Below are 24946 nucleotides of genomic sequence, written 5' to 3'. Positions count from 1 at the left end.
GTTAGTTCTTTGGTCTGGAGCCTCATGCGCAACGTCGAGCAACTGCATACAACCTCGTCCGACATCCCGGTTTATCTGACACTGGCGGTAGTCACCATGATCTGGGGCGGGACCTTTGTCGCCGGGCGGTTCCTGGCTGGCAGCCTGAGTCCGACCTTCGCGGCCAGCCTGCGCTTTTTGCTGGCCAGTGCAGCGTTGCTCGGCTTTTTGTGGTTGGCGCGGATCCCCTTGGCGCGACCGACATCCCGGCAGTGGTTGCAACTGATGCTCTTGGGGTTCTTCGGGATTTTCTTCTACAACCTGTGCTTCTTTTACGGCCTGCAATACATCAACGCCTCGCGCGCCTCGTTGATCGTCGCGTTGAACCCGGCAGTGATCGGTCTGGCCTCGTGGTGGTTGTTCAAAGAGCGCCTGGGCCGGATCAAAGTCGCCGGTATCGCGACCTGTATTGTCGGCGCCGGTGTGGTGATCGTCAGTCGCAATCCGCAGTTACTGGCTGCAGCGCCTGATGCATGGATCGGTGATCTGTTGATTCTCGGCTGTGTGCTGGGCTGGGGCGTTTACTCGTTGTTTTCCCGTGAACTGAATCAGACGCTGGGGCCGGTGCAGACCGTGACGTACTCGATCCTGACCGGCACGCTGATGCTGTGGATTCTGGCGGCCGCGCGCGGCGAACTGAGCTGGAGTGCGCTGAATAATCTCGGCCTGCCGCAATGGCTGAGCCTGATCTACCTCGGCGTCCTCGGCTCGGCGCTGGCCTACATCGGCTACTACGATGGCATTCGTAAAATCGGCGCGACGCGCAGCGGCGTGTTTATCGCGTTGAACCCGTTGACGGCGGTCATCCTTGGCGCGCTGCTGCTGGGCGAGCAACTGACGCCGGCCATGTGCCTGGGCGGTGCACTGATCCTGGGCGGCATCTACCTGTGCAACAAACCCCTTGCAGCGGGCGCAAAAAAGCGGATTTTATAGGGAGGGCAGACAAGCCTATTTACGCTGTGTAGAATCGGGTTACGCATACAATAATAATCGTCTTCTGGCAGCAGAAGCCTCGCCCGCAAGAGCCTTGGGTCGACAATGAAGATATTCGGGTTTCAACTGATCTACGGTGACTTCCTCGCCCGCAGTGTGCGTGGCATCTCCTGTGCGCCACCCAGCACCCTCGCATGACTGACAAATAACCCTGGTTAATTGATAAGAAATGATGAGGCGTCACCATGACAGATTTATACGAAAACCCAATGGGTCTGATGGGCTTTGAATTCATCGAGCTCGCATCGCCGGTGCCGGGCACCCTGGAGCCGATCTTCGAGATCATGGGCTTCACCAAAGTCGCCACCCACCGCTCCAAGAACGTGCACCTGTACCGTCAGGGCGCGATCAACCTGATCCTCAACAACGAACCGAACAGCGTTGCTTCGTACTTCGCCGCCGAGCACGGCCCGTCCGTTTGCGGCATGGCATTCCGGGTCAAGGATTCGCAAAAGGCCTACAACCGCGCACTGGAACTCGGCGCTCAGCCGATTCATATCGAAACCGGTCCGATGGAGCTGAACCTGCCGGCGATCAAAGGCATTGGCGGCGCGCCGCTGTACCTGATCGACCGTTTCGGCGAAGGCAGCTCGATCTACGACATCGACTTCGTGTTTATCGAAGGCGTTGATCGCAACCCGGTCGGTGCCGGCCTGAAAATCATCGACCACCTGACCCACAACGTCTACCGCGGTCGCATGGCCTACTGGGCGAACTTCTACGAGAAACTGTTCAACTTCCGCGAAATCCGTTACTTCGATATCAAGGGCGAGTACACCGGCCTGACCTCGAAAGCGATGACCGCACCGGACGGCATGATCCGCATCCCGCTGAACGAAGAGTCGTCCAAAGGCGCCGGGCAGATCGAAGAATTCCTGATGCAGTTCAACGGCGAGGGCATCCAGCACGTCGCGTTCCTCACCGACGACCTGATCAAGACCTGGGATCAGTTGAAGAAAATCGGCATGCGCTTCATGACTGCGCCGCCAGACACCTACTACGAAATGCTCGAAGGTCGTCTGCCGAATCACGGCGAGCCAGTTGATCAGCTGCAATCGCGCGGCATCCTGCTCGACGGTGCTTCGGAGCAGGGCGACAAGCGTCTGCTGCTGCAGATCTTCTCGGAAACCCTGATGGGCCCGGTGTTCTTCGAATTCATCCAGCGCAAAGGCGATGATGGTTTCGGCGAAGGCAACTTCAAGGCGCTGTTCGAGTCGATCGAGCGTGATCAGGTGCGACGTGGTGTACTCGCTACCGAGTAATCCGCAATTGAAATGAAAAAATCCCGGCCTGCAGAGATGCAGGGCCGGGATTTTTTGTTTCACACAAGTCCTGTGGGAGCGAGCTTGCTCGCGAAAGCGGTCTCCCATTCAACATCCAGGGTGACTGAACCACCGCTTTCGCGAGCAAGCTCGCTCCCACATTTTTTTGTGTTGGGCTTAAGGACGGCGTTGCCGCATCAGGTGTTTGAAGCCTTCGAAGACCAGCACCACAACCGCCAGCCAGATCGGAATGTACGTCAGCCACTCCCCGGACTTGATGCTCTCACCGAGCAACAGCGCCACACCGAGCAGCAACACCGGCTCAACATAACTCAACAGGCCAAACAGACTGAACGGCAGCAAACGGCTGGCAATGATGTACACCACCAACGCCGACGCGCTGATCAACCCAAGCAACGGAATCAGCCACAGCAACCCGGGGTACTGATCGAACACGCCGAAACCTTGCTCGCCACCCTGCACAAACCAATAGGCGACGGGCAGCATCAGGGTCATGTCGACCCACAATCCGCCCAGATTGTCAGTCTTCAGGTATTTGCGCAGCACGAAGTACAACGGGTAGCCAACCACAACCACCAGCGTCGCCCAGGAAAATCCGCCAACCTGATACAACTCGTTCAACACCCCCAGGGATGCGAAGAACACGGCGACTTTTTGCAGATACGACAGGCTCTCACCGTAGGCAATCCGCCCGGTCAGCACCATCGCCAGTGGCAGCAGGAAGTAGCCCAGCGAAACATCGAGGCTGTAGCCGTTGAGCGGCGCCCACATGAACAGCCACAATTGCACACCGAGCAGGGCCGCCGAAACGATCAGGCCTGCGATCAATTTCGGCTTTGCCGCCATCAGCCGAACCAGCTCCAGCCCCCGTCGCCATTCCCCGGACACCAGCATGAACACGGTCATGCACGGAACGGTCAGCAGCATCCGCCAGCCAAAGATTTCCACGCCACTCAACGGCGTGAGCAACGAAGTGTAGTAATACATGACGGCAAACAGCACCGAGGCTGAAACCGATAGAGCGATACCTTTAGACAAACTGTCCTCGCGGGTTGATGGTCAAACGGGGCGCGAAGGATACGTGGTTTTTGTGCTGAATATTGGCCAAGTGGTCAATATTCCCCACACAAGCCCCTCACCCTAACCCTCCCGAAACGTCGGTCCGCCCTGAGGGAGAGGGGACTGACCTGGGATGCTTCACGATATTCAGCGACGTGAAATATCGAGTCGATTATGGATTCACTACGAAAGTTTCAGGCAAAAGCGTAGCCTCAATATCCCCCAATCGGTTCCCTCTCCCTCTGGGAGAGGGCTAGGGTGAGGGCAGGGATCTCAAGCCGAACGGGGTTTACGCCCCGACACAAAATGGCTCACATCATTGAACCCCGGTGTCGATGAATGCCCCGGTGTTACCAGCGAATCGATAAAAGCCTCATCCTCAGCCGTAATCTTCACCGTCTGCGCCAAGGTGTACGCATCCCATTGCGCCTCAGTGCGCGGTCCGACGATCGCCGACGTCACGGCGCCGTTGTTCAACACCCACGCGATCGCAAACTCGACCATGCCGACCCCGCGTTGCTCGGTGTACTGCTGAATCTGCTGGGCAATGCGCAGCGACTCCACCCGCCACTCGGTTTCCAGAATGCGCTTGTCCTGACGCCCGGCGCGGCTATTGGCGTCCGGTTGGACGTCCGGTGCGTACTTGCCACTGAGCACACCACGGGCCAGCGGACTGTAAGGCACCACGCCAAGGCCATAGGTTTGCGCCGCTGTAATCTGCTCGGTCTCGGCCTGACGGTTGACGATGTTGTAAAGCGGCTGGCTGATCACTGGACGGTCGACGCCGAGCTTATCGGCGATTCGTATCACCTCGGCAATCCGCCAGCCGCGATAGTTCGACAAACCCCAATAGCGGATCTTGCCCTGACGAATCAAATCGCCAATCGCCGAAACGCTCACTTCAAGCGGCGTGTTGTGGTCTTCGCGGTGCAGGTAATAGATGTCGAGATAGTCCGTGCCCAAGCGAGTCAGACTGGCCTCAAGACCATTGAAAATGTGTTTGCGACTCAGGCCGCTGCGGTTCGGCACACCGTCCACCGGGCCGAAACCGACCTTGGTCGCCAGCACCCACTCATGCCGATGCCGGGCAATCGCTTCACCGACAATCTCTTCGGAACGGCCGTTGGTGTAGACGTCGGCGGTGTCGATGAAATTGATCCCCTGATCCCAGGCCTTGTCGATGATGCGCAGCGAATCCTCGGCGCTGGTCTGTTCGCCAAACATCATCGTTCCGAGGGTGAGGGTGGACACCTGCAAGCCCGAGTGACCGAGTGTACGAAAGCTCATGCCGAAATCCTTTTGTCGGTGGGAAAGGGTTAATCAAATACCAGAAGCGTGCAATGCGGCAAAGTGAATTATTGGCTAAACACAGCCCTCACTAACCCTCTCCCGGAAGGAGAGAGGACCGACCGAGGTGTTTGAAAGAGGTACGCCGACGTGCAATACCGAGTCGAACTCAAGTCTTGAAAAGCCCGCAGATCGGCTCCCTTTCCCCCTCGCCCCCCTGGGGGAGAGGGCTGGGGTGAGGGGGAAAAGATCTACAGGACACCACAAAAACCAAGCGGAAACCCGAATAAAAAACGGCCCTGAAAAGGGCCGTTCTTCTTCGCTTCAAAAACTCAAGCCCGCAACGTCCGCGTCATGCGCAACGCCAGCAGACTCCCGCCAACAATCACCCCCGCCAGCAGATACAACGCTGCATCCGTCGAGCCGGTGCTGTCCTTGACCCAACCCACCAGGTACGGGCTGAGGAACCCAGCCATTTGCCCCATCGAGTTGATCAACGCCAGCCCACCAGCCGCAGCGCCCGCGCTCAACATCGCCGTCGGCACCGGCCAGAACATCGGCAGACCGGTCAGTGCGCCCATGGTGGCAATGGTCAGGCCGAGAATCGCAATCGCCGGATTCGCCGCAAAATTCACCGCAATCACCAGGCCGATCGCCCCCATCAGCATTGGCACCACCAAATGCCAGCGGCGCTCTTTACGCAGATCCGCCGAACGCCCGACCACCAGCATGAACACCGCCGCCAGCAAATATGGAATCGCACTGAGCCAGCCGATCACCAGGTTATCGCTGAAACCGAGGTTCTTGATGATCGACGGCAGCCAGAAGTTGATCGCGTACACGCCGCTCTGGATGCAGAAATAGATCAGGCCGAACGCCCAGATTGCCGGGTTCTTGAACACCGCCAGCAGCGAGTCGGAGGTGGTTTTCGGTTTGTTCGCTAGGTCTTCGGCCTGATCCGCTTCCAGCACTGCACGCTCATGCGGGCTCAACCATTTGGCGTTGGCGAAGCTGTCGCTCAACAGGAAATAGGCGAGGGCACCGAGGATGACTGTTGGAATGCCTTGCAGCAGAAACATCCACTGCCAGCCGGCCAGACCGCCCTGGCCCGCCGCGAAGTGATTGAGAATCCAGCCTGAGAACGGGCTGCCGAGCAGACCGGACACCGGGATCGCCGACATGAACAGCGCCATGATCCGCCCACGGCGGAAAGTCGGGAACCACTGCGAAAGGTACAGCACGACGCCGGGGAAGAACCCGGCTTCGGCCGCACCGGTGAACAGCCGCAGAGTGTAGAACTCGGTCGGAGTGGTGACGAACAACAGGCAGGTCGACAGCGTGCCCCAGGTGATCATCATCACGGCAATCCAGCGCCGTGGGCCGAATTTGGTCAGGGCCAGGTTGCTCGGCACGCCACACAGCACGTAGCCGATGAAGAAAATACCGGCACCGAGGCCGTACACGGTTTCGCTGAATTTCAGTGCGTCGAGCATCTGCAGTTTGGCAAATCCAACGTTGACCCGGTCGAGGTAGTTGAACAGGTAGCAGATGAAAATGAAGGGGATCAAACGCAGGGTGATGCGTTTGTAGACGGCGTTTTTATCGTCATCGATGGTCTGGGTAGCTGCGGCGCTCTGCGACATAGCGGCTCTCTCTTTATTATGATTTTTTGCGATGCAAAGGGTAACGTTGATCGCCCCGAGAGTCTCGGTCACCTTTGGCCGGATTGTCTTTGTGCCTGAGCACAGGGTTTGCCGCCAGACCCTGTGCGGGTGAACAACCGACTGCCGCGTTTTTCAAGGATCTTGCCCATCATGTTTGAACTCGATCACGACCTCGCCCAGGACATCGTCGACCGGGCCATGGCCATTTTGCCGTACAACGTCAACGTCATGGACAGTCAGGGGCTGATCCTCGGCAGCGGCGAACCGGAGCGCATCAACACCCGCCACGAGGGTGCGCAACTGGTGCTGGCCAACGGTCGAGTGGTGGAGATCGACGCGCAGACCGCCGTGCATTTGAAAGGCGTGCAACCGGGCATCAACCTGCCGCTGTTGCTCGATCAGCGCTTGATCGGCGTGCTCGGCATCACCGGTGAGCCAGAGCAACTGCGTACGTATGCCGAACTGGTGCGCATGACCGCCGAGATGCTCGTCGGCCAGCGCAATCAGCAGGCCGAGCAGCAATGGCGGCGCCAGCGTTGCGATGATCTGCTGGCGTTGCTGCTGAGCGAGGCGGGCGATTCGCCGCGACTGATCGATGAGGCGCAGCAGTTGGGGCTCAAACCGCAATTGACGCGGGTGCCGTATCTGTTCGAGCTGGGTCTTGAACATGGGCCGGGGCAAACCGTCGAGGCGCTCAGTGCCTGGCTGATGTCGCGTTATCCGGACAGTTGGTGCGTGAGTTCGGCGAAGTCGTCTCTGCTTTGGTGTCGGCCGGCGAGTCAGCACGTCGAGCATGATCGCTTGCTGGAAAAGCTCGATGGCCTGGGTTGGAAGATTCTGCGCATCGCCGTCGGCGGGCAGGCCGATGGACTGGCCGGCCTACGCCGTTGTTATCGACGAGTCGGTGATTTGCTCGCCTATGGCCGGGAAGTGTTGCCGCATTCGCGATTGCTGACGCTGAGCCGCTATCGGTTGCCGGTGATGCTGTGGCGCCATCGCAATGACGATGCACTGGACGAATTGCTCAAACCGTTGCGCAAGGTGATCGCCAAGGATGGCAACGGCCAGTTATTGGCAACGCTGCGCAGTTGGTGTGAACACGATGGCCAGAGTCAGGCGTGTGCCGATGCTTTAGGGATTCATCGCAACAGCCTGCGTTATCGGATGGAGCGGATTGCCGAGTTGAGTGGGGTTGATCCGCTGCGGCTCGATGGGATGCTGGCGCTGTATCTCGGGGTACAGCTGCTGCCACAGACAGATCCGGGTTAATTGGGCATCTTCAAAGACGCCTTCGCGAGCAAGCTCGCTCCCACAGGGGGAATACATTTCAAATGTGGGAGTGAGCTTGCTCGCGAAGGCGGCGGAACATTCAAAAACAGATCTTTTGTGAAAATGAACAATAAACGTCCCCGCCACTTGTGCAGCGGACAGGCGTCAAGGCGCAAGCCGACTGGCAGCATGAGGGCCATTGCAACCGGAGAATCAGCATGAAGATCGTCATCGCCCCCGACTCGTTCAAGGACAGCCTGAGTGCCCAAGGTGCCGCCGAAGCCATTGCCCTCGGCCTGGCGCAGGTCTGGCCGCAGGCCACACTGGTCAAATGCCCGATGGCTGATGGTGGCGAAGGCACGGTCGAATCGATCCTCGCCGCCTGCGAAGGTGAACTGCGCCGTACCCGTGTGCGCGGCCCTTTGGGCACTCCCGTCGACGCCGCGTGGGGCTGGTTGCCACACAACCACACCGCAATCATCGAAATGGCCGAGGCCAGCGGCCTGCAACTGGTGCCCCCGGGGCAGCGCGATGCCTGCATCAGCAGCACCTTCGGCACCGGCGAACTGATTCGCGCAGCGCTGGATGCCGGCGCGCAACGGGTGATTCTGGCGATTGGCGGCAGCGCGACCAACGATGGCGGCGCCGGGGCCATGCAGGCGTTGGGCGTGAAGTTGCTCGATGCGCAGCAGCAGTCGCTGGTACCCGGTGGTTTGGCATTGGCGCAACTGACGCAGTTGGACCTGAGCGAACTCGACCCGCGTCTGGCGCAGGTGCGTTTCGATATCGCCGCTGACGTGAATAACCCGCTGTGCGGCCCGCACGGTGCCTCGGCGATTTTTGGCCCGCAGAAAGGCGCGTCACCGGCGCAGGTGCAGCAACTCGATCAGGCCTTGGGGCACTTCGCCGAACTGTGTGCTCAGGCATTGGGCAAAGATGTCCGCGATGAACCGGGCAGTGGCGCGGCGGGTGGTTTGGGCTTTGCCGCCAAGGCTTTTCTCGGCGCGCAATTTCAAGCCGGGGTTGAAGTGGTTGCCGAACTGGTCGGCCTCGGCGAAGCCGTCAAAGGTGCCGATCTGGTGATCACCGGGGAAGGGCGATTCGATGCGCAGACCTTGCGCGGCAAGACGCCCTTCGGCGTGGCGCGGATTGCCAAGCAACACGATGTACCGGTGATTGTCATCGCCGGCACCTTGGGCGAGGGTTATCAAGAGCTTTACGATCACGGCATCGATGCGGCCTTCGCTGTGACCAGTGGCCCGATGACGTTGGAGCAGGCCTGCGCAGAGGCTCCGCGTCTGTTGCGCGAACGCGCTACCGATATTGCCCGCGTCTGGCAGATGGCGAAACACAACGTGTGAAACAGGTCCACAGGGTGTTTCAATCTTGTAACACCCTGAAAAATAGTTGCCCCTGACCCGCAATCTTCCTCAAGCCTGGCCGATACAGCTGACAGGCGCGCACATAACTTCCTAAAACAGTGACGCCGGACTGAGCCCGCCCCCCTCGGGCCAGTGATGACGCATGGACGCTCGTAGTTTCTATCTTCCGAGAGCTCAACTATGTCCCTGCGTAACCTGAATATCGCGCCCCGTGCCTTCCTCGGTTTTGCCTTTATCGCCTTGCTGGTGATCGTCCTCGGCGTGTTCGCCGTCAACCGCATGTCGATCATCCGTCAGGCGTCCGTCGAGATGGATTCGACGCAACTGCCCAGCGTGACGCAACTTGCCGTAGTGACAGAAAACGTCCTGCGTCTGCGCATTCTGTCGTTCCGCGTGCTGGTCAATCGCGAAGCGGCCGGGTTGCAGGAAGCGCAGACCCGCATCGGCGTTCTGGTCGACAAGGTTCACGCGGCGCAGGCCAGTTACGCCGCACTGCCGGCAGGCCCGGAAGAGCGGGCGTTGTACCAGACCTTCGCGACCACGCTGGACAACTACCTGCAAGCGCAGAATCAGATGATGGAGCTGTCGCGTCAGGACAAACTCGACGAGATGCGCACCCTGATCAACACGCGCATCAAGGACGGCACCGACCAGATGGGCGAACAGCTCAACAAACTGATCGCCATGAATGCTTCCGACGCGAAAACAGCGTCGATTCAGGCCGGCCAATATTATGACAGCGCCATCACCGGCATCATTATCGTCGCCGTATTCGCGGCCGTTGCCACCGTGCTATTGGCCTGGTTGCTGACCCGCAGTATTGTCACGCCGCTGAACAGAGCCGTGCAGGCCGCGCAAACCATTGCTGGCGGCAACCTCACCAAAGTCATCGAAGTCGACGGCAAGGACGAACCGGCCCGCCTGCTCGAAGCGCTCGCCGCCATGCAGACCAACCTGCGCAAAACCATCGAGCAGATCGCCGGCTCGGCCACGCAACTGGGCGCCGCTGCCGAAGAACTCAGCGCAGTAACCGAAGAGGCCTCCCGTGGCCTGCAGCAGCAGAACAATGAAATCGAACAAGCCGCCACTGCTGTCAACGAGATGACCGCTGCCGTCGAGGAAGTCGCGCGCAACGCCGTGTCGACTTCCGAAGCCTCGAACCAGTCGACCCACGCCGCCCGCGAAGGTCGCGATCAAGTGGTAAAAACCGTCGACGCTATCCAGACCATGACCCACGACGTGCAGAACACCGCGCACATGATCGAAGGCCTCGCCGCGCAGGGCCGTGATATCGGCAAAGTGCTCGACGTGATCCGCGCCATCGCCGAACAGACCAACCTGCTGGCACTCAACGCGGCCATCGAAGCGGCGCGCGCCGGTGAGGCCGGACGCGGTTTTGCCGTGGTCGCGGACGAAGTGCGCGCGCTGGCCCATCGCACCGCGCAGTCGACTCAGGAAATCGAAAAAATGGTCGCCGGCATTCAGAACGGCACCGGCGAAGCGGTTTCCTCGATGCAGCAAAGCAACCAGCGCACCCAGTCCACCCTGGAAATGGCCCGCGCGGCCGGCGTGGCGCTGGAGCAGATCACCCAGTCGATCCATCAGATCAACGAGCGCAACCTGGTCATTGCCAGCGCCTCGGAAGAACAGGCGCAAGTCTCGCGCGAGGTCGACCGCAACCTGGTCAACATCCGCGATCTGGCCACGCAATCGGCTGCCGGGGCCAACCAGACCAGTGCCGCGACCCACGAACTGTCGCGTCTGGCGGTGGATTTGAACGCCATGGTGGCGCGTTTCGTGATTTGAGATACGGTGAAGGCTGGAGACCGCGCAATCAGGAGACGTACATGCGCTATTCAGCCTTGACCCAACGAATCGCCGGCGAAGGAGCAGCCGCTTGGCAGATTCACGACCGAGCGCTGGAGTTGCGCGCCGAGGGTGTCGATATCCTGCTGCTGAGCGTGGGCGATCCGGATTTCGATACGCCACTGCCGATCGTTCACGGCGCGATCGACAGCTTGCTCGCTGGCGATACCCATTATTCCGAAGTGCGTGGTCGTTTGGCGCTGCGCAAGCTGATCGCCGAACGCCATCGTCGGCGCAGCGGGCAAGCGGTCGATGCCGACCACGTGATCGTCATGCCCGGTGCGCAATGCGCGGTGTATTCGGTGGCGCAATGCTTGCTGGATCCGGGCGATGAAGTGATCGTCGCCGAACCCATGTACGTCACCTACGAAGGCGTTTTTGGCGCTTGCGGCGCAACGGTGGTGCCGGTGCCGGTGCGCCCGGAAAACGGTTTTCGTGTCGACCCGGTCGATGTCGCTGCGCGCATCACCCCGAAAACCCGCGCCATGCTGCTCAACAGTCCGAACAATCCCAGCGGCGCGAGCCTGCCACTACTGATCTGGCAGGAACTGGCGGCGCTGTGCGTGCGGCATGACTTGTGGCTGATCAGCGACGAGGTCTACAGCGATTTGCTGTACGAGGGGCAGCACGTCAGTCCGGCGAGTCTGCCGGGCATGGCTGAGCGCACGGCGACAATCAACAGCCTGTCGAAATCCCACGCCATGACCGGGTGGCGCATCGGCTGGATGATCGGGCCGAAATCGTTGGCCGAGCATTTGGTCAATTTGTCGTTGAGCATGTTGTTTGGCCTGCCGGATTTTGTGCAGAAAGCCGCAGAGATTGCGTTGCAGTCAGACCTGCCGGAAGTGACGCAAATGCGCGAGGAATATCGCCTGCGCCGGGATCTGGTCTGCGAACGTTTGAGCGGTTGCCCGGGGCTGTACCCGATTCGCCCCGATGGCGGCATGTTCGTGATGGTCGATGTGCGCCAGACCGGGTTGGGCGCTCAGGCGTTTGCCGAGCAGTTGCTGGAGGGCTATGGGGTTTCGGTCCTCGTCGGTGAGGCGTTCGGGCCGAGTGCGGCAGGGCATATCAGGATTGGTTTGGTGCTGGATCGGGTGAAACTGGCGGATGCCTGTGCGCGGATTGCGCTTTGTGCGGCGCAGCTTTTACACGCGCGCAGTGCCTGATGACTTTGTGTTGCCTGTACCGGCCTCTTCGCGAGCAGGCTCGCTCCCACACTGGACATGCATTCCCCTGTGGGAGCGAGCCTGCTCGCGAAGGCGGCATGACTGCCACCCGAGAATTCAGCCCTGCCAGGCCGATGGATTCACCAGATTCGCCGGCTTCTCTCCCTTCAGCGCGGCCAACAGGTTCTCCACCGCACACCGCGCCATCGCCTCGCGCGTTTCATGCGTCGCCGAACCCATGTGCGGCGTCGCCACCACATTATTCAGTTGCAACAGCGGCGAGTCATGCTGCAACGGCTCGCGCTCAAACACATCCAGCCCCGCCGCACGAATCCGCTGGTGACGCAGCGCATCGATCATCGCGGCCTCATCGACCACCTTGCCCCGCGAGATATTGATGAAGATGCTTTCCGGGCGCATCAGCGCGAACTGCTCGGCGCCGATCAAGCCTTCGGTCTGCGCCGTCAGCGGCAAGGTCAGGCAAATGAAATCGGCCTGCTTGAGCAAGTCTTCAAGGCTTCGATACTGCGCATCAAAACGCGCCTCGACCGCCGGCTTGCGCGACTGGCTGTGATAGAGCACCGGCATGCCAAACCCGAAATGCCCACGTTGCGCCAGCGCTTCGCCGATGCGGCCCATGCCGATGATGCCCAGCGTCTTGCCATGCACATCGGTGCCGAAATGCGCCGGGCCGATGTTGCGGCTCCATTGACCGCTGCGCACCATGTTCGCCAGTTCCACCACACGCCGCGCGGCGGCGAGGATCAGCGCGAAACCGGTGTCAGCGGTGGTTTCGGTGAGCACGTCCGGGGTGTTGCTCAGGAGGATCTTGCGCCGGGTCAGGTAATCGATGTCGTAGTTATCGACACCCACCGATACGCTGGCAATGGCCTCGAGTTGTGGCGCGAGATCGAGCAACGCCGCATCGAGCTTCAGGCTGGCGCCGAGCAAACCGTGGGCGCGGGGCAGGGCATCACGCAATTGCATGAGGCCGTCGGCATCGAGGCTATTGATCAGCGTTACTTCGTACTGTTCCTGCAGACGCGCCATCAGCGCGGGCGAAAGTTTCTTGTACAACACGATCTGTTTTTTCATGGCAGAAGTCTCTTCAGGAATGCGCTGGCACGGCAGGCGTGGCAACGGCTTTGGCGACGACGCGATCACTGGCGCCGGGCTTGAGAAAAATCGTCAGCACCACCGACAACAGCAACGCGCCGCTCATCAGCAGATACGAAGCACCGGGCGAACCGGTGGAGCTGTTCAAATAACCGACCAGATACGAGCCGCCGAACGAACCGAGCGCGCCCATGCTGTTGATCAACGCCATCGCGCCACCGGCAACGTTGGCCGGCAGAATCTCCGGGACGATGGCAAAGAACGGCCCGTAAGGTGCGTACATGCAGGCGCCGGCAATCACCAGCAGCGTGTACGACCACCAGAAATGCTCAGCACCCAACGCGTAAGAACCGTAAAACGCGATGGAGGCGATCAGCAGCGGCGGCCAGACAAAGCGTTTGCGCTTCTGCAACTTGTCCGAACCCCACGACACCACAAGCATGCCGATCACCGCCGCCAGGTACGGCAGCGCCGACAGCCAGCCGGCCTCGATCATGTCCATTTGCGCGCCGGACTTGAGGATCGACGGTAGCCACAACACGAAACCGTAAACGCCGATGCTCCAGCAGAAAAACTGCAGCGCCAGAATGATCACCTTCGGCGAACGGAAGGCCTCGGCGTAGTTCTTCACCGCTTTGATACCGACCTGTTCAGCCGCCAGCGCACTTTCCAGATCCTGCTTTTCCTGGTCGTTGAGCCACTTGGCCTCGGACGGACGATCATCGGCCAGGCGCCACCAGATAAATGCCCAGAGCACCGCCGGCAGGCCTTCGATGATGAACATCCAGCGCCAACTGAAATGCTGCACCAGATAACCCGAAACCACCGACATCCATAGCATGGTCACCGGGTTGCCAAGGATCAGAAAAGTGTTGGCCCGCGAGCGTTCGGCACGGGTGAACCAGTGGCACAGATAGACCAGCATCGCCGGCATCACAGCGGCTTCGACGACGCCGAGCATGAAACGGATGACGATCAGCCAATAGGCGTTGGAAACCACGCCGGTCAGCGTGGCGAGGCCGCCCCAGAGAATCAGGCTGACGAAAATCAGTTTCTTCACGCTGTGTTTTTGCGCGTAGATCGCGCCGGGCACCTGGAAGAAGAAGTAACCGAGAAAGAACAGCGCGCCGAGCAGCGACGACAGCCCCGGGGTGATCATCAGATCGGCAGCCATGCCGGACGCAGCGGCGAAGCCGTAATTGGCGCGATCGAGATACGCCAGGCTGTAGGTGATGAACACGATGGGCATGATGTACCACCAGCGGCGGGTGGCGAGGGTTGCGGTTTTCATGGGTCTTGCTCCTGAGCTTGTTGTTTTTGTCGCAGCAGGTTCAATTATTTGCGGTGATCAGGCTGGCCTCTTCGCGAGCAAGCTCGCTCCCGCATTTGGAATGCATTCCCCTGTGGGAGCGAGCTTGCTCGCGAAGGCGGCCTCAAATTCAACGGATAACTCCAGGCGGGTTGGAAGGCCCTCCATATCCCCGCGACTCTGCACCGCCCGACTGCCAATCCAGTTCGCACGCTGCACCGCCTCGGCAAAACTCTGCTGTTCGAGCAGGGCACTGATCATCCCCACTGCAAAGCCGTCACCGGCACCGACCGTGTCGACGACATGCGCCACCGGCACACCGGCGACAAATCCCGACGCCAGATGCGTTCGGTAATAAGCACCTTCCGGCCCGAGTTTGATCGCCACGGCCTCTGCACCTTGATCGAGATAAAACGCGGCAATGTCCGCCGGATCGTCAAAACCAGTCAGCAAGCGGCCTTCGCTCAAACCCGGCAACACCCAATGGGCGAGGGCGGCGAGGCGGTTGATTTCGGTGATCATTTCGCGCTCGCTGGCCCACAGGCTCGGGCGCAGATTGGGATCGAACGAGACGCTGCGCCCGGCATTGCGCATGCGTGTCATCAGCTCGAAAGACATCTCCCGCGCCGAGGCCGACAACGCCGGAGGAATGCCAGTCGCATGCAGATGGCGGGCGCTCAGCAGGCTGGCGTTGATCGACTGCGGCGACAGATGACTGGCCGCCGAACCGCGCCGGAAATACTCGACCTGCGGGTCGCTGCCATCGTCATTGCGCGATTTGAACTGGAAACCGGTCGGGTGCTGTTGATCGACATCGACATGGCTGCAATCCAGACCTTCCTTGATCAAGGTCTCGACCACAAAGCGCCCGAGCGAATCATTGCCGACCCGGCTCAGCCACGCGACGTTGAAACCCAAGCGCGACAGCCCGATCGCGACATTGCTGTCGGCCCCGGCGATACGCTTGTGGAAGCGCTCGACCGCCGCCAGATCACCGGTTTGTTCAGCCACCAGCATCGCCATGGTTTCGCCGAACGAAAGAATATCGATCTCAGACATGGGCAGGCTCCAGTCGGGATTGGCCGAGGCGGGCGAGGGCGGCGACGTGCTCGGTGGTCAGTTGCACCAGATCTTCGCCCTGCAACGGGTATTCGGCCGCGCGCATAACGCCTTGGGCCATGTGCCGCAGCAGTTGTTCCCACAGATGCAGGTCGCTGACGGCGGGCGGCACCGCCACCAGTTTGCCGTCGGGGCGGCGGGCCACGGCTTTGCAGTGCACATAGCCGACATGCCGGCCGAGCAGGCGTGCAGCGCTGGTGGCGGACTGGTCCTGCCACTGCCAGTTGCCGATATCGAAAGTCATCTTGATTGGCAGATTGTGCTGCTCGACGGCGGCGAAGAAACGCTGAAACGGTTCGATGCGTCCGCCGTGCAAGGTCTGGTCGTTTTCCACCAGCAGTTGCACCGGACTGTGCTGCAAGCGTTCGGCCAAGGCTTGCAGATCATTGTTGTCGGTGAAGTAACCGAGAGAAACTTTCAGCCATTTCGAACCGAACGCTTCGGCCTGTTGCAGCGCGGTAATCAATTCGGGATTCGGTTGCGCCTGACCGGCCAGCCACAGTTCGGTGGGTGAGGAATAGATGCTTTGCAAGCCTTGCGTCTGAGTGGCCATGGCCACTTGCGCAGGGTCTTCACGGGTCAGCAATTCTTCGCGCCACTCGATGCGATTGGCCCCGGCCGCAGCCAGAACGTCGATAAAAGAAGCTTGCCCTCGCTGACGCACGAGCTCGGCACCGTAGCTGGACAGACTGATGGAAACGGCGGGTTTGTTCATTGTTATTGACCTCTGAAACCGGTTTCATTTTTGTTCAAAAAAATATCGATGAGTGATGTGTTGTTTTTGCTGGCCCCTTCGCGAGCAGGCTCGCTCCCACAATGGAATGCGATCACCTGTGGGAGCGAGCCTGCCCGCGAAGGCGTCAGCTCAAACACCTGAAATCCCAATGGTCGACCCACGCTCAACCAGCACCGGCGCAAAATCCACCACCCGCGCCACCTCATCATCCCCACGCAAACGCTTGAGCAAACACTCAAACGCCCGCGCGCCAATTTCGGCCGTCGGTTGAGCCAGCGCGGTAATCCCGCTGCCCACCAACGGATACCAATCCAGATCATCCAGAGCGATCAGCCCGACATCCTCGAACAACCGCGTGCCCATCGCTCGCAATGCCGTTGTGGCAGCAAGCGCCGCCACACCATTGGCGCAAAATAGCGCTTTCGGGCCGTCGCCAGGAGTGTTTAAAAAGCTTTGAAGGCGGCTTTGCAAATCTTCGCCAGTTTCCAGCACCGTGCCGGTCAGATTTGAGCGCTGCGCAATCTGCGCCTGAAAACTGCTGACCCGTTCGATCCGCGAACTGGTGCCGTCATACGGTTCAGTGACCAGCACCAGATCCCGATAACCGCGCTGCTCCAAATGCGCCAGCGCCATCTCCACGGCTTGCGGGTTGTTCAGCCCGACCATGTCGCTGTCGAGCCCGTCGACCTTGCGATCCACCAGCACCAGCGGCATCTCGCGACGCAGCTCATGCAGTTCATCACGATGATGGCCCAGCGTGTTCACGATCAGCCCTTCGATGTTGTACGAGCGCAGCAGTGCGAGGTGCTGGCGTTCCTGCTCGTCATCGCGGTCGGTGTTGCACACCACCAGGCTGTAACCGTGCGCACGGCAAGCGGTTTCCACCCCGTGCATCACGGCAATCGAATAAGGGTTACGGATATCGGCGACGAGCATGCCGATCAGGCGGGTACGCCCGCGTTTCAGGCCGCGAGCCATCTGGTTGGGGCGATAGCCGAGTTCCGCGATGGCCTGCTCGATGCGCAGGGCAATGGTATCGGAGAGCAGGGCACGGTCATCGCCGATGAAGCGCGAGACGCTGGCCTTGGAGACCCCTGCGCGTTCGGCGACGTCAAGCATGGTGACGCGGCTGCGCTGAGCGGCAGAAAAGACGTTCAATTCGGTAGACCTTATTTTTGGAGGGTAGCGTTTCAATGTGCAAATACCGCTGAAACCGGTTTCAGAAGACACTATCAGACCCGGGCCGTCAACCTTCAAATGCGTCAGAAACATTCATGGCAAGTTGAATTTCCGACAGGCGGCTGCTTTACCTGTCAGATCTGACAGTAGGCAGTTTCCCAATAGCAGCGCTTAATTTCTTCAGGCCAAGATGACCAGCCAGTGAGAGACTCCATGCCGACCAAAGCGCCAATTACAGCCAGTAGCACATTGAGTTCCGCTGTGCTCCTGAGCCTTCCGCGAGTGGACGGAGTTGACCCCCAAGATCCGGCCGGAACATTGCCGCCGGATGCAAAGCAAGTCGGCATCGTCTGCGTGATTGACCGCTGGCTGAGTTTTCCTGTTTCTGGCGCGCGCAAAGACCGTGTGGAGATTTTCATTGTTGGTAACCCCGATTTTGTCGCTTGGGCCGAATATGGGGTCGCGGACGATGCTGTGGAATTTCGTATTTCAGTGGCTCCCGAGAAACTACCGGATGTGGCGACGTTCGAGTTGTTTTATACGGTCCGTTCGATCAACCCGACGACGTCGGAAAAACGACGCCTGACCTATGCAATCGTTGCGCCACCGCAACGATTGAAAGAGGCGGGTTTTCCCGACGCAGACATTTGGGGGTATATCGGTTGTCATAAAAATTATCCCGACGATCCGGAATCCTTGTTTATCTGGGAAGGGGGGCGCGTCGAGATTCCTTTTGATGATTTATTTGATCTCAACGATGTCCTCAGAGTTTATTGGCAAGCATGGGGCTCTCTATACGGGCCAGGAGAACTAGTAGATCCATTAACGCCAGAGTTCGAGTTCAATGAAGTTGTGACTGATGTTGTAAACAAGCAAGCGGTGAAGTTGGTGATAAAACCATTTGCCTCACATATAGAGCCGATGCGAAACAACCATTCAGCGACCGTCAATTACCAGTTGTTGCGAAATGGAATTCCTATATTTCGCTCTTTTACCGGGCTGGTGAAAGTAGACAGGGTGATTCCGGGACAAAGCGAATATTGCGCTGACTCAAGTTGGATGACTTGATCAGAGCGTAATAGTGGCAGCGATATCACGACTGCAGTTGGCGGCGTTCGCCATTGTCGAAGATGCATGGATTGAAGACATTTTCTACGCAATGGAGAAAGCACATGACAAGTATTCAAACAACGGCGTCAGGGTCACCAATGGGCATTTTGGCTGCGCCTACCCCGGAGTTACCGGATGGGCGCGGTCCAACCGGGAACATTATTCCGATAGCCGCGATCCCTGTGGGCGGCCCGCTGACACTGATGGTCAAGACTAATGTGTGGTTGAACCCCAACAACAGGGATCAGATCGCCCTTGATGTCACGCGAACTCAACCTCCGGCCAATCCGTTGCCGTCGGACTTCACGCGGTTACCTAGGGTGAATCTCGGTGACCTGGCCACCCGCCCTGTAGATTTTCCGATCACAGTGCCCACCGAATATCTGGGTGAGAATGCAACCCCGGTCGGACCGACGCCGATCTGGGTTCGTTGCGTTCTGTATGAGCGGGGGCTCAACCCGCTGACCGGTGATGTAATGCAGTTTTTTATCGACCGTACCGGTGCCTGGCAGGCGAAACCTGCACAAACAGGTACAAATCCCGGGCAGACCCCTGGCGCCAGAACAGTTCCGCCAGCCACGTTTCCAAATGCCCCCGGCGATCTCGATGACGCATGGGCGAACCTGCCAGGTAACTCAGGGGGATTGCAGGTAGAAATTGGTACCAGCTACCCCAACTTTCAGGCGGATGACACGTTGACCCTGTACGTGGCAGGAATACGTACCAACCCTCCGCAAGTGCCGCCTTTTTTTAACGGGCCAATGCCCACCGGTGGCAGGCTGTCCATCCCGACCGCAGAGCTGCGCAAGGTAACGAGCGGCCGGGCGTTCATCTGGTTCATTATTACTGATGCTGCTGGCAACCAGAGCGCATGGGGCGTGTATTTCAGAAACGTACGTTTTCTGCCACTTCCTAAATTGGGCGTAATTACCATCCCGGCAAACGAGGATGGTCTGATCGATTTAAATGATGCGCGTGCAGGTGTGAAGGTAAAAGTCAGCCGGTTGGTAGATACAATCGGCACCGACGGAGTGAGCCTGACGTACGGCGATCAACCAGCCCAGGATCTCCAATTCAATGCACTCCCAGAGCTGGAGTTCACCATTCCATGGTCGAGTCTGAGCAAACAATACTTTGATAACCAGACGGGAACGAATTTTGAGTTGGACGTGGTCGTCAAAGCTGACTTGATGCGTGGCGGTTTATCGATCGACGATGGAACGAAAACTGTAAAAACAGATTTCTCGACGCATCCGCCTTATACCGTCGACCCGACGAACCCGCCCCCTGAGGTTAATCCCGAGTTCCGGAAACTGATTGTCCGCGGCCAGGCCCCTGTCACCGACAACGTACTCGGCCCTCATGACGTCGATCAAACAGCCATAGCTCATATCGATGTATCGCCTGTCACAACCGGGACGACATTTCCCGATCCCGAAGCGGGCGATCTGGTCACTCTGATGTATCTCGGGAATCAAGGCGAAATTATCGTTAATTCAGTGTCAGTGACTACGTCGAATATCAATACAGTCATTCCGGTAGAGTTGCCATATACCGTTGTCGGTCCGGGTGGTATTGGACCTAAAGAAGCTTGGTGGATTTATGAAAACCCGGCTCGAAATAATACTCAAGAGGCGGAAAAACAGACGGTAACTGTCAACACTGTAGTCATCGTCCTCGATAAACCGGTATTCCAACGTCCACCGACCGATGGCACCGAATATCCAGACATCATTTGCGAGAGTTTGACGGGGGATGATCACGTTGCGACGTTCAAGATTCAGCCCAATGATCATTTCACCGCCGGGATGGACATCACATTCAATTGGAAAGGCTGGCATGACGACGCTTATACCGTAGATGCACCGGCCAATACCGTGTTTAGTGAGACTCGTGCTATCACCCCGGCGGAACTAACGGCTGGTATGTTATGGGAAGTTCCGTATACACCGAATATTCGCAATCTTCCTCGTCCTCCTGATACCCCACCTGATCCAGCCGAGTTTTATGCGGGCTATGTGAAAATCTGGTACTCCACGCCGACTGTACCTACATCGGAAGTTGAAGAAATGGTGGTTTACTTGCTCAACGGTGACTACTTGTACTGCGAGTCGGAACCGGGTTGGAATCCTGCGCCTGCTCCTTAATCGGCAATCCTTGTTATTGCATTGCCGGGAGAGTGAAGTTCTCCCGGTAATGCAACCTCGTTGACGAATAAAAATGTACGTTGCATCACGATTTTCGACGATTAAACCCACTAACAAAGAGGATTATTCCTACAGAGATGGTTCGGGCTTGCAGGTATCCTCTGGCCCCCTCAACCACGGGTGACTGATGGGGCTTGATTATGTGAGCCGTCGTTTTTCCGTCCCGATTAAACTCAATGAGAAGTTAATATGTCGATCGAAAAAAGACTGGGACCGACAGTTTTGAAAATGACTGGCACGCTCTCGTGCGCCGCAGTGCTAGTTGCTTTCTCGGAGGCTTCTTTTTCGCGAAATCTCAATCCTGGCGAGGTCGAAACCGTATCCGTCGGTGCTACGCCAGAAGCCTGGTTCATCCCTTCCACCGCCACGCTCAACCTCAATGGTGGTGATGCGCTTAACATCGTTGTCGGCGGTGGGACGTTAAACGCGAATTCCGCCAACACTTCACAGATTGAAGCCTCCGCAGATGCCCTAGTGACTCTGGATGGGGCGAAGGTGACCGGTAGCAATTTTGACACTGCGCTGAGCTTGACCGACAGCTCGGCAGTGGTATCCGGTAGTACGCTGTCCAGCGATGGCAGGGCACTGTTGCTTGCGCGCGACCTGAACATACCCGTTGGCTCAACAGCGACCGTCACAGACAGTACGCTGGCAGGAGGTTTCTCGGGTGCAGCGGTGACATCCCTCAGTACGTTGAATCTGGTGAACAGCCGGGTTGAAGGGACCGACGCAGATGGGGTTGGCCTCGAACTTTATGGCGGCAACGCCAACATCAGTGCAGACAGCCGGGTCATCGGAGAGCAGAACGGGATCATCTTCGGCGAGGACACCGTTTTGAACCCGAGCGATGTCACCGCACAGAGCGTATTGAAGGTTGATGGGTCAACCGTGCAGGGGCGCACCGGCGCAGCGATCAAAGTCGATTTTGCGACGCCGGACGATCAACCGGTCTTGATCGAAATATCTAACCGTTCGAACCTGATCGGCGGTAACGGCAATATCCTCGAAGTCATCGATGGCGCAGCGGCGCGATTTCAGGTCGACAACAGCCAATTGACGGGCAATGTGGACGTTGCTGACGGTGGAACCGCCGCCGTTTTCTTGCAAAACAATGCCAGCCTTGACGGCAATTTGCTCAACGTTGGATCTGTTTCGCTCGATACCCGAAGCATACTCACCGGTAACATTCAGGGCTCCGGGACTGGCGTCGTGACGCTGGACAACGACTCGATCCTGCACGGTTCGGTTACAGGCGTCAGTACTATGTCCATCGGGCGTGGCGCTGAATGGAACCTGGTTGGCAACAATTCGTTATCGAATATCGAAATGCAGGGCGGGAACGTGAGATTCGGCACGCCCGCCGAGTTCATCCGCCTGGACGTTGCCAACTTGTCAGGCAACGGCCGGTTTTTTTTGGATGCTGACGTGTCCACCGGTGAAACCGACTTTCTCAACGTTACGGAATCAGCCAGTGGCCGTCACGAGCTGGTGGTCGGTGCAAGCGCCAGCGAACCTGTCACTGGTGCACCCGTTCAAGTGGCTAACATCGCTGGCGGGGATGCTCAGTTCGATCTGAAAAACGGTCAGGTTGATCTTGGTGCTTTGGCTTACAAACTGGTGCGAGAGGGCGAAGGTATTTTCCTGCGAACTGATGGGACAACGCCGAGCACAGGTTCACAAACAGCATTGGCTATTGCCGGTACCGCACCCACGGTTATCTATTCGGAAATGACCACTCTCAATACCCGCCTCGGCGACCGTCGCATGGCCGGCACTCAACCCCGGTCGCGATCGGTTGCTGCACTGGACTCAAATAATCAGAACGCGACATCCGGCCTGTGGATACGGACTCATGCCAATCAGTACAACGTCAAGAATGCCTACGGTGATGGTTATAAACAAAATCAGACTGGCGTCTCCTTGGGGGTGGATACCCCATTGCCGATTGGTGATGGCCAATGGTTGATTGGGGTTTTTGGTGGATACAGCACCACTCGCCTTGACCTTGCCCGTGGCAGCGCCGGCACGATCGACAGCACCTATGGCGGGATGTATCTGTCGTGGTATGACGAAATGACCGGGTACTACGTAGATACCGTTGGCAAAATCAACCGTTTCAGTAATGACGTTAAAGTCACCTTGAGCGATGACACTCGAACAAAGGGTGACTTCGATAATTTCGGCATCAGTGGAACCGTCGAATTGGGTAAGCATATTGACTTGAACCGAGGCTACTTCATCGAGCCCTCTGCTCAGGTTGGTGTAGCGACCGTGAAAGGCAAAGACTATAAGTTGGACAATGGACTGCAGGTAGACAGCAACGAGACCCGCTCATTGCTGGGCAAGGTCGGAATGACAGTTGGCCGCGAGGTGGTGCTGAACAATGGCGGCAAACTGCAACCCAGGCTGCACGCGGCGGTAAGTCATGAATTCGTCAACAACAATCGTGTCAGCGTGAATGACACTGACTTCAACAACGATTTGTCCAGCACCAGTCTTGAGCTGACCGCTGGCCTGAACTGGGTGCCAGCCAATAACAAATGGCAGATGTATGGTGAGATAGGGACAAGCAGGGGCAGCAAAGCTGACCAGGAACTAGGTGGGAGTGTCGGGTTAAGCTTCAATTTCTGACCGCATCAGCAAAAAAAAAGGAAGCTTCGCAGCTTCCTTTTTTCCGTCGTCAGTAAGTGTTTTTTCTTTTGCTCAGGTCGGCGGCAACGACAAACTCTCCAGTGATCGGGAATTCTTCGTTGCCGTTCTCTCCTCCATGGTCATAGGTGCCGGACCAAGTACCACTCAGTGTTTTTTCAATGTCGTCATATTTCACTGTCAGGCTCCCGTTCACAGAGACGTGCAGGTCACCCGTCGCGGGATTGGAATAGTAGGTGCTGCTAACATCATCGCTATCTTTCGACAGGTCATATGTCATCGATTGGGGTTTGAAAGGGAACACAAACTCAAGCGTTCGTGTCACACCATCCTTTGTGTATCCAGCTGTCAGGACGTAACGAGTGCCTTCCGGGTAGGGCTTCGGCCCGAAGGAAGGCGCAGAGGTAGATCGAAACTCCATGAATAGAGGAACTTTGACAAACCTGTAGCGTGGATTGGCATCGCCGTTGATCGTGGCCGACAAATAGGTATGCGCTGAAGCTGGAAAGATTGTCGCGTAGGCACGGGCTGCATAGCTCATGAGTTTTATCTCCATACAATATGGTGGGGGACATCCAAAGACTGACCCGTCCTACTTCTGGATGTTGTATGGAAGCCTGAATACAGTACGCCTGTAAACTGTCAGTGTTGACAGTTTACAGGCGTACTTTTTTGTGATTTTTAACGGTTATAACATGCCGTGTTTTTTCAGCCGAACAACCCTGCTGCAATGTTGATCGAGAACCCGAGGATCGCCGTATTGAACACAAACCCGATCAACGACTGCGCCAGCACAATCTTTCGAATATCCCGCGTTGCAACACCTACATCCGCCGTCTGCACCGCTACGCCGATGGTGAACGAGAAGTACAGAAAGTCCCAATAGTTGGGCGTGGTCAGCCCTTCGGCAAAGCGCAACGCCGGTTCCTTGCCATCCCAGGTGTAATACAACCTCGCGTAATGCACGCAGAAAATCACTCCGATCAGCAGCCACGAACCAATCACCGTCAGCGCGGTGAAACCGTAGTGCATGAGCTTGCGCGTGGTTTCCAGATCCTTACTGCCGGCCAGCTCGAAGGTAATGGTCGCCAGACTCGCCAGCGCTGCGATGCACACCACGAACAGCACCAGACCAGCATTTTCGTCTTCGACTTCAGCGATGCGTTTGACGTCCGGGGCCTTGGCACGCACGGTCAGCCAGAACATCAGTATCAGGTAAGTCCAGACACCGGCGTTCCAGCCGATGAGGATTTTGCTGACGATGGAATCGGCGGGGGCCAGCAGGCCGGTGGCGAGGCCGAAGAGGGCAGCGGCAGACAGGCGAGGATGGGTGCGGGCGAGGAAGCGCATGGGGACTCAATGGGCCAGGGTGGTTCAGACACCTTAGCCCAGCGATGGAGGATATGACCACTGGCTCGAGTTTATGAAGATCCCTGTGGGAGCGAGCCTGCTCGCGAAGGCGTCGGTACATTCAACATCAATGTTGGCAGACCGGACGCTTTCGCGAGCA

General features: G+C 58.1%; 19 protein-coding genes. 9 read left to right on the top strand and 10 right to left on the bottom strand.

Annotated features, from left to right (window positions below; genetic code table 11):
* The first annotated feature begins 24 nt into the window (after window positions 1–24).
* Both HUW52_RS17915 and hppD read left to right on the top strand, forming a co-directional pair.
* Window positions 25–972 (top strand): DMT family transporter, encoded by a 948-nt coding sequence (locus HUW52_RS17915; protein WP_175554444.1) that lies wholly within the window; start codon window positions 25–27, stop codon window positions 970–972.
* Window positions 973–1217: 245 nt separating this feature from the next.
* Window positions 1218–2294 (top strand): 4-hydroxyphenylpyruvate dioxygenase, encoded by a 1077-nt coding sequence (gene hppD / locus HUW52_RS17910; protein ID WP_016984437.1) that lies wholly within the window; start codon window positions 1218–1220, stop codon window positions 2292–2294.
* Between the two features lie 177 nt (window positions 2295–2471).
* On the opposite strand, the gene rarD is transcribed toward hppD, so the two are convergent.
* From rarD to HUW52_RS17895, 3 genes are all read right to left on the bottom strand, one after another.
* Window positions 2472–3353 (bottom strand): EamA family transporter RarD, encoded by an 882-nt coding sequence (gene rarD / locus HUW52_RS17905; protein ID WP_175554443.1) that lies wholly within the window; start codon window positions 3351–3353, stop codon window positions 2472–2474.
* 294 nt (window positions 3354–3647) lie between these two features.
* Window positions 3648–4661 (bottom strand): aldo/keto reductase, encoded by a 1014-nt coding sequence (locus HUW52_RS17900; RefSeq protein ID WP_175554442.1) that lies wholly within the window; start codon window positions 4659–4661, stop codon window positions 3648–3650.
* 332 nt (window positions 4662–4993) lie between these two features.
* A complete protein-coding gene (locus HUW52_RS17895) occupies window positions 4994–6304 on the bottom strand; it encodes an MFS transporter (RefSeq protein WP_016984441.1) in 1311 nt (436 codons plus the stop codon).
* A gap of 171 nt (window positions 6305–6475) precedes the next feature.
* On the opposite strand from HUW52_RS17895, the gene HUW52_RS17890 reads away from it, so the two are divergent.
* From HUW52_RS17890 to HUW52_RS17875, 4 genes are all read left to right on the top strand, one after another.
* Window positions 6476–7594, top strand: coding sequence for a sugar diacid recognition domain-containing protein (locus HUW52_RS17890; protein ID WP_175554441.1), 1119 nt, complete (start codon window positions 6476–6478; stop codon window positions 7592–7594).
* Window positions 7595–7812: 218 nt separating this feature from the next.
* On the top strand, window positions 7813–8955 hold the full coding sequence (locus HUW52_RS17885) for a glycerate kinase (protein WP_016984443.1): 1143 nt from the start codon (window positions 7813–7815) through the stop codon (window positions 8953–8955).
* A gap of 201 nt (window positions 8956–9156) precedes the next feature.
* Window positions 9157–10782 (top strand): methyl-accepting chemotaxis protein, encoded by a 1626-nt coding sequence (locus HUW52_RS17880; protein ID WP_175554440.1) that lies wholly within the window; start codon window positions 9157–9159, stop codon window positions 10780–10782.
* A 41-nt stretch (window positions 10783–10823) separates the two neighbouring features.
* Window positions 10824–12011 (top strand): pyridoxal phosphate-dependent aminotransferase, encoded by a 1188-nt coding sequence (locus HUW52_RS17875; RefSeq protein WP_175554439.1) that lies wholly within the window; start codon window positions 10824–10826, stop codon window positions 12009–12011.
* Between the two features lie 117 nt (window positions 12012–12128).
* Here HUW52_RS17875 and HUW52_RS17870 read toward each other — a convergent pair whose 3' ends face one another.
* From HUW52_RS17870 to HUW52_RS17850, 5 genes are all read right to left on the bottom strand, one after another.
* On the bottom strand, window positions 12129–13106 hold the full coding sequence (locus tag HUW52_RS17870; RefSeq protein WP_175554438.1) for a D-glycerate dehydrogenase: 978 nt from the start codon (window positions 13104–13106) through the stop codon (window positions 12129–12131).
* A gap of 13 nt (window positions 13107–13119) precedes the next feature.
* On the bottom strand, window positions 13120–14418 hold the full coding sequence (locus HUW52_RS17865; RefSeq protein ID WP_175554437.1) for an MFS transporter: 1299 nt from the start codon (window positions 14416–14418) through the stop codon (window positions 13120–13122).
* A 57-nt stretch (window positions 14419–14475) separates the two neighbouring features.
* Window positions 14476–15495, bottom strand: a complete 1020-nt coding sequence (locus tag HUW52_RS17860; protein ID WP_175554436.1) for a sugar kinase — start codon at window positions 15493–15495, stop codon at window positions 14476–14478.
* Window positions 15488–16270 carry a sugar phosphate isomerase/epimerase gene (locus HUW52_RS17855; RefSeq protein ID WP_175554435.1) on the bottom strand — a complete coding sequence of 261 codons (783 nt, stop codon included), beginning with the start codon at window positions 16268–16270 and terminating at the stop codon, window positions 15488–15490. The genes HUW52_RS17860 and HUW52_RS17855 overlap by 8 nt, the downstream gene beginning before the upstream one ends.
* Window positions 16271–16420: 150 nt before the next feature.
* On the bottom strand, window positions 16421–17449 hold the full coding sequence (locus HUW52_RS17850; RefSeq protein WP_016984450.1) for a LacI family DNA-binding transcriptional regulator: 1029 nt from the start codon (window positions 17447–17449) through the stop codon (window positions 16421–16423).
* A 234-nt stretch (window positions 17450–17683) separates the two neighbouring features.
* Here HUW52_RS17850 and HUW52_RS17845 point away from each other — a divergent pair, with 234 nt between their 5' ends.
* From HUW52_RS17845 to HUW52_RS17835, 3 genes are all read left to right on the top strand, one after another.
* On the top strand, window positions 17684–18538 hold the full coding sequence (locus tag HUW52_RS17845; RefSeq protein ID WP_175554434.1) for a hypothetical protein: 855 nt from the start codon (window positions 17684–17686) through the stop codon (window positions 18536–18538).
* 104 nt (window positions 18539–18642) lie between these two features.
* The gene (locus HUW52_RS17840; RefSeq protein ID WP_175554433.1) at window positions 18643–20727 is read left to right on the top strand and encodes a hypothetical protein; all 2085 of its coding nucleotides are present in this window, start codon (window positions 18643–18645) and stop codon (window positions 20725–20727) included.
* Window positions 20728–20976: 249 nt separating this feature from the next.
* On the top strand, window positions 20977–23418 hold the full coding sequence (locus tag HUW52_RS17835) for an autotransporter outer membrane beta-barrel domain-containing protein (protein WP_175554432.1): 2442 nt from the start codon (window positions 20977–20979) through the stop codon (window positions 23416–23418).
* A gap of 49 nt (window positions 23419–23467) precedes the next feature.
* On the opposite strand, the gene HUW52_RS17830 is transcribed toward HUW52_RS17835, so the two are convergent.
* Together HUW52_RS17830 and HUW52_RS17825 are read right to left on the bottom strand one after the other, a co-directional pair.
* Entirely contained in the window at window positions 23468–23977 is a 510-nt protein-coding gene (locus HUW52_RS17830; protein ID WP_016984455.1) for a hypothetical protein, read from the bottom strand.
* A 167-nt stretch (window positions 23978–24144) separates the two neighbouring features.
* Window positions 24145–24786 (bottom strand): DUF1345 domain-containing protein, encoded by a 642-nt coding sequence (locus HUW52_RS17825; protein WP_016984456.1) that lies wholly within the window; start codon window positions 24784–24786, stop codon window positions 24145–24147.
* Window positions 24787–24946 lie beyond the last annotated feature (160 nt).

Source organism: Pseudomonas sp. 43A (genome assembly GCF_013363935.1).
Taxonomy (GTDB): domain Bacteria; phylum Pseudomonadota; class Gammaproteobacteria; order Pseudomonadales; family Pseudomonadaceae; genus Aquipseudomonas; species Aquipseudomonas crudilactis.
This window is presented reverse-complemented; position numbering and strand designations above follow the sequence as displayed.

Excerpts from the sequence above, each read along its gene's own strand:
- HUW52_RS17890 (WP_175554441.1), top strand. The coding sequence starts at position 6,476 with ATGTTTGAACTCGATCACGACCTCGCCCAGGACATCGTCGACCGGGCC.
- HUW52_RS17835 (WP_175554432.1), top strand. The coding sequence starts at position 20,977 with ATGTCGATCGAAAAAAGACTGGGACCGACAGTTTTGAAAATGACTGGC.
- HUW52_RS17860 (WP_175554436.1), bottom strand. The coding sequence starts at position 15,495 with ATGTCTGAGATCGATATTCTTTCGTTCGGCGAAACCATGGCGATGCTG.
- HUW52_RS17870 (WP_175554438.1), bottom strand. The coding sequence starts at position 13,106 with ATGAAAAAACAGATCGTGTTGTACAAGAAACTTTCGCCCGCGCTGATG.
- HUW52_RS17880 (WP_175554440.1), top strand. The coding sequence starts at position 9,157 with ATGTCCCTGCGTAACCTGAATATCGCGCCCCGTGCCTTCCTCGGTTTT.
- HUW52_RS17865 (WP_175554437.1), bottom strand. The coding sequence starts at position 14,418 with ATGAAAACCGCAACCCTCGCCACCCGCCGCTGGTGGTACATCATGCCC.
- HUW52_RS17915 (WP_175554444.1), top strand. The coding sequence starts at position 25 with ATGCGCAACGTCGAGCAACTGCATACAACCTCGTCCGACATCCCGGTT.
- HUW52_RS17840 (WP_175554433.1), top strand. The coding sequence starts at position 18,643 with ATGACAAGTATTCAAACAACGGCGTCAGGGTCACCAATGGGCATTTTG.
- HUW52_RS17830 (WP_016984455.1), bottom strand. The coding sequence starts at position 23,977 with ATGAGCTATGCAGCCCGTGCCTACGCGACAATCTTTCCAGCTTCAGCG.
- HUW52_RS17885 (WP_016984443.1), top strand. The coding sequence starts at position 7,813 with ATGAAGATCGTCATCGCCCCCGACTCGTTCAAGGACAGCCTGAGTGCC.
- HUW52_RS17855 (WP_175554435.1), bottom strand. The coding sequence starts at position 16,270 with ATGAACAAACCCGCCGTTTCCATCAGTCTGTCCAGCTACGGTGCCGAG.
- HUW52_RS17825 (WP_016984456.1), bottom strand. The coding sequence starts at position 24,786 with ATGCGCTTCCTCGCCCGCACCCATCCTCGCCTGTCTGCCGCTGCCCTC.
- hppD (WP_016984437.1), top strand. The coding sequence starts at position 1,218 with ATGACAGATTTATACGAAAACCCAATGGGTCTGATGGGCTTTGAATTC.
- HUW52_RS17845 (WP_175554434.1), top strand. The coding sequence starts at position 17,684 with ATGCCGACCAAAGCGCCAATTACAGCCAGTAGCACATTGAGTTCCGCT.
- HUW52_RS17895 (WP_016984441.1), bottom strand. The coding sequence starts at position 6,304 with ATGTCGCAGAGCGCCGCAGCTACCCAGACCATCGATGACGATAAAAAC.
- HUW52_RS17875 (WP_175554439.1), top strand. The coding sequence starts at position 10,824 with ATGCGCTATTCAGCCTTGACCCAACGAATCGCCGGCGAAGGAGCAGCC.
- HUW52_RS17900 (WP_175554442.1), bottom strand. The coding sequence starts at position 4,661 with ATGAGCTTTCGTACACTCGGTCACTCGGGCTTGCAGGTGTCCACCCTC.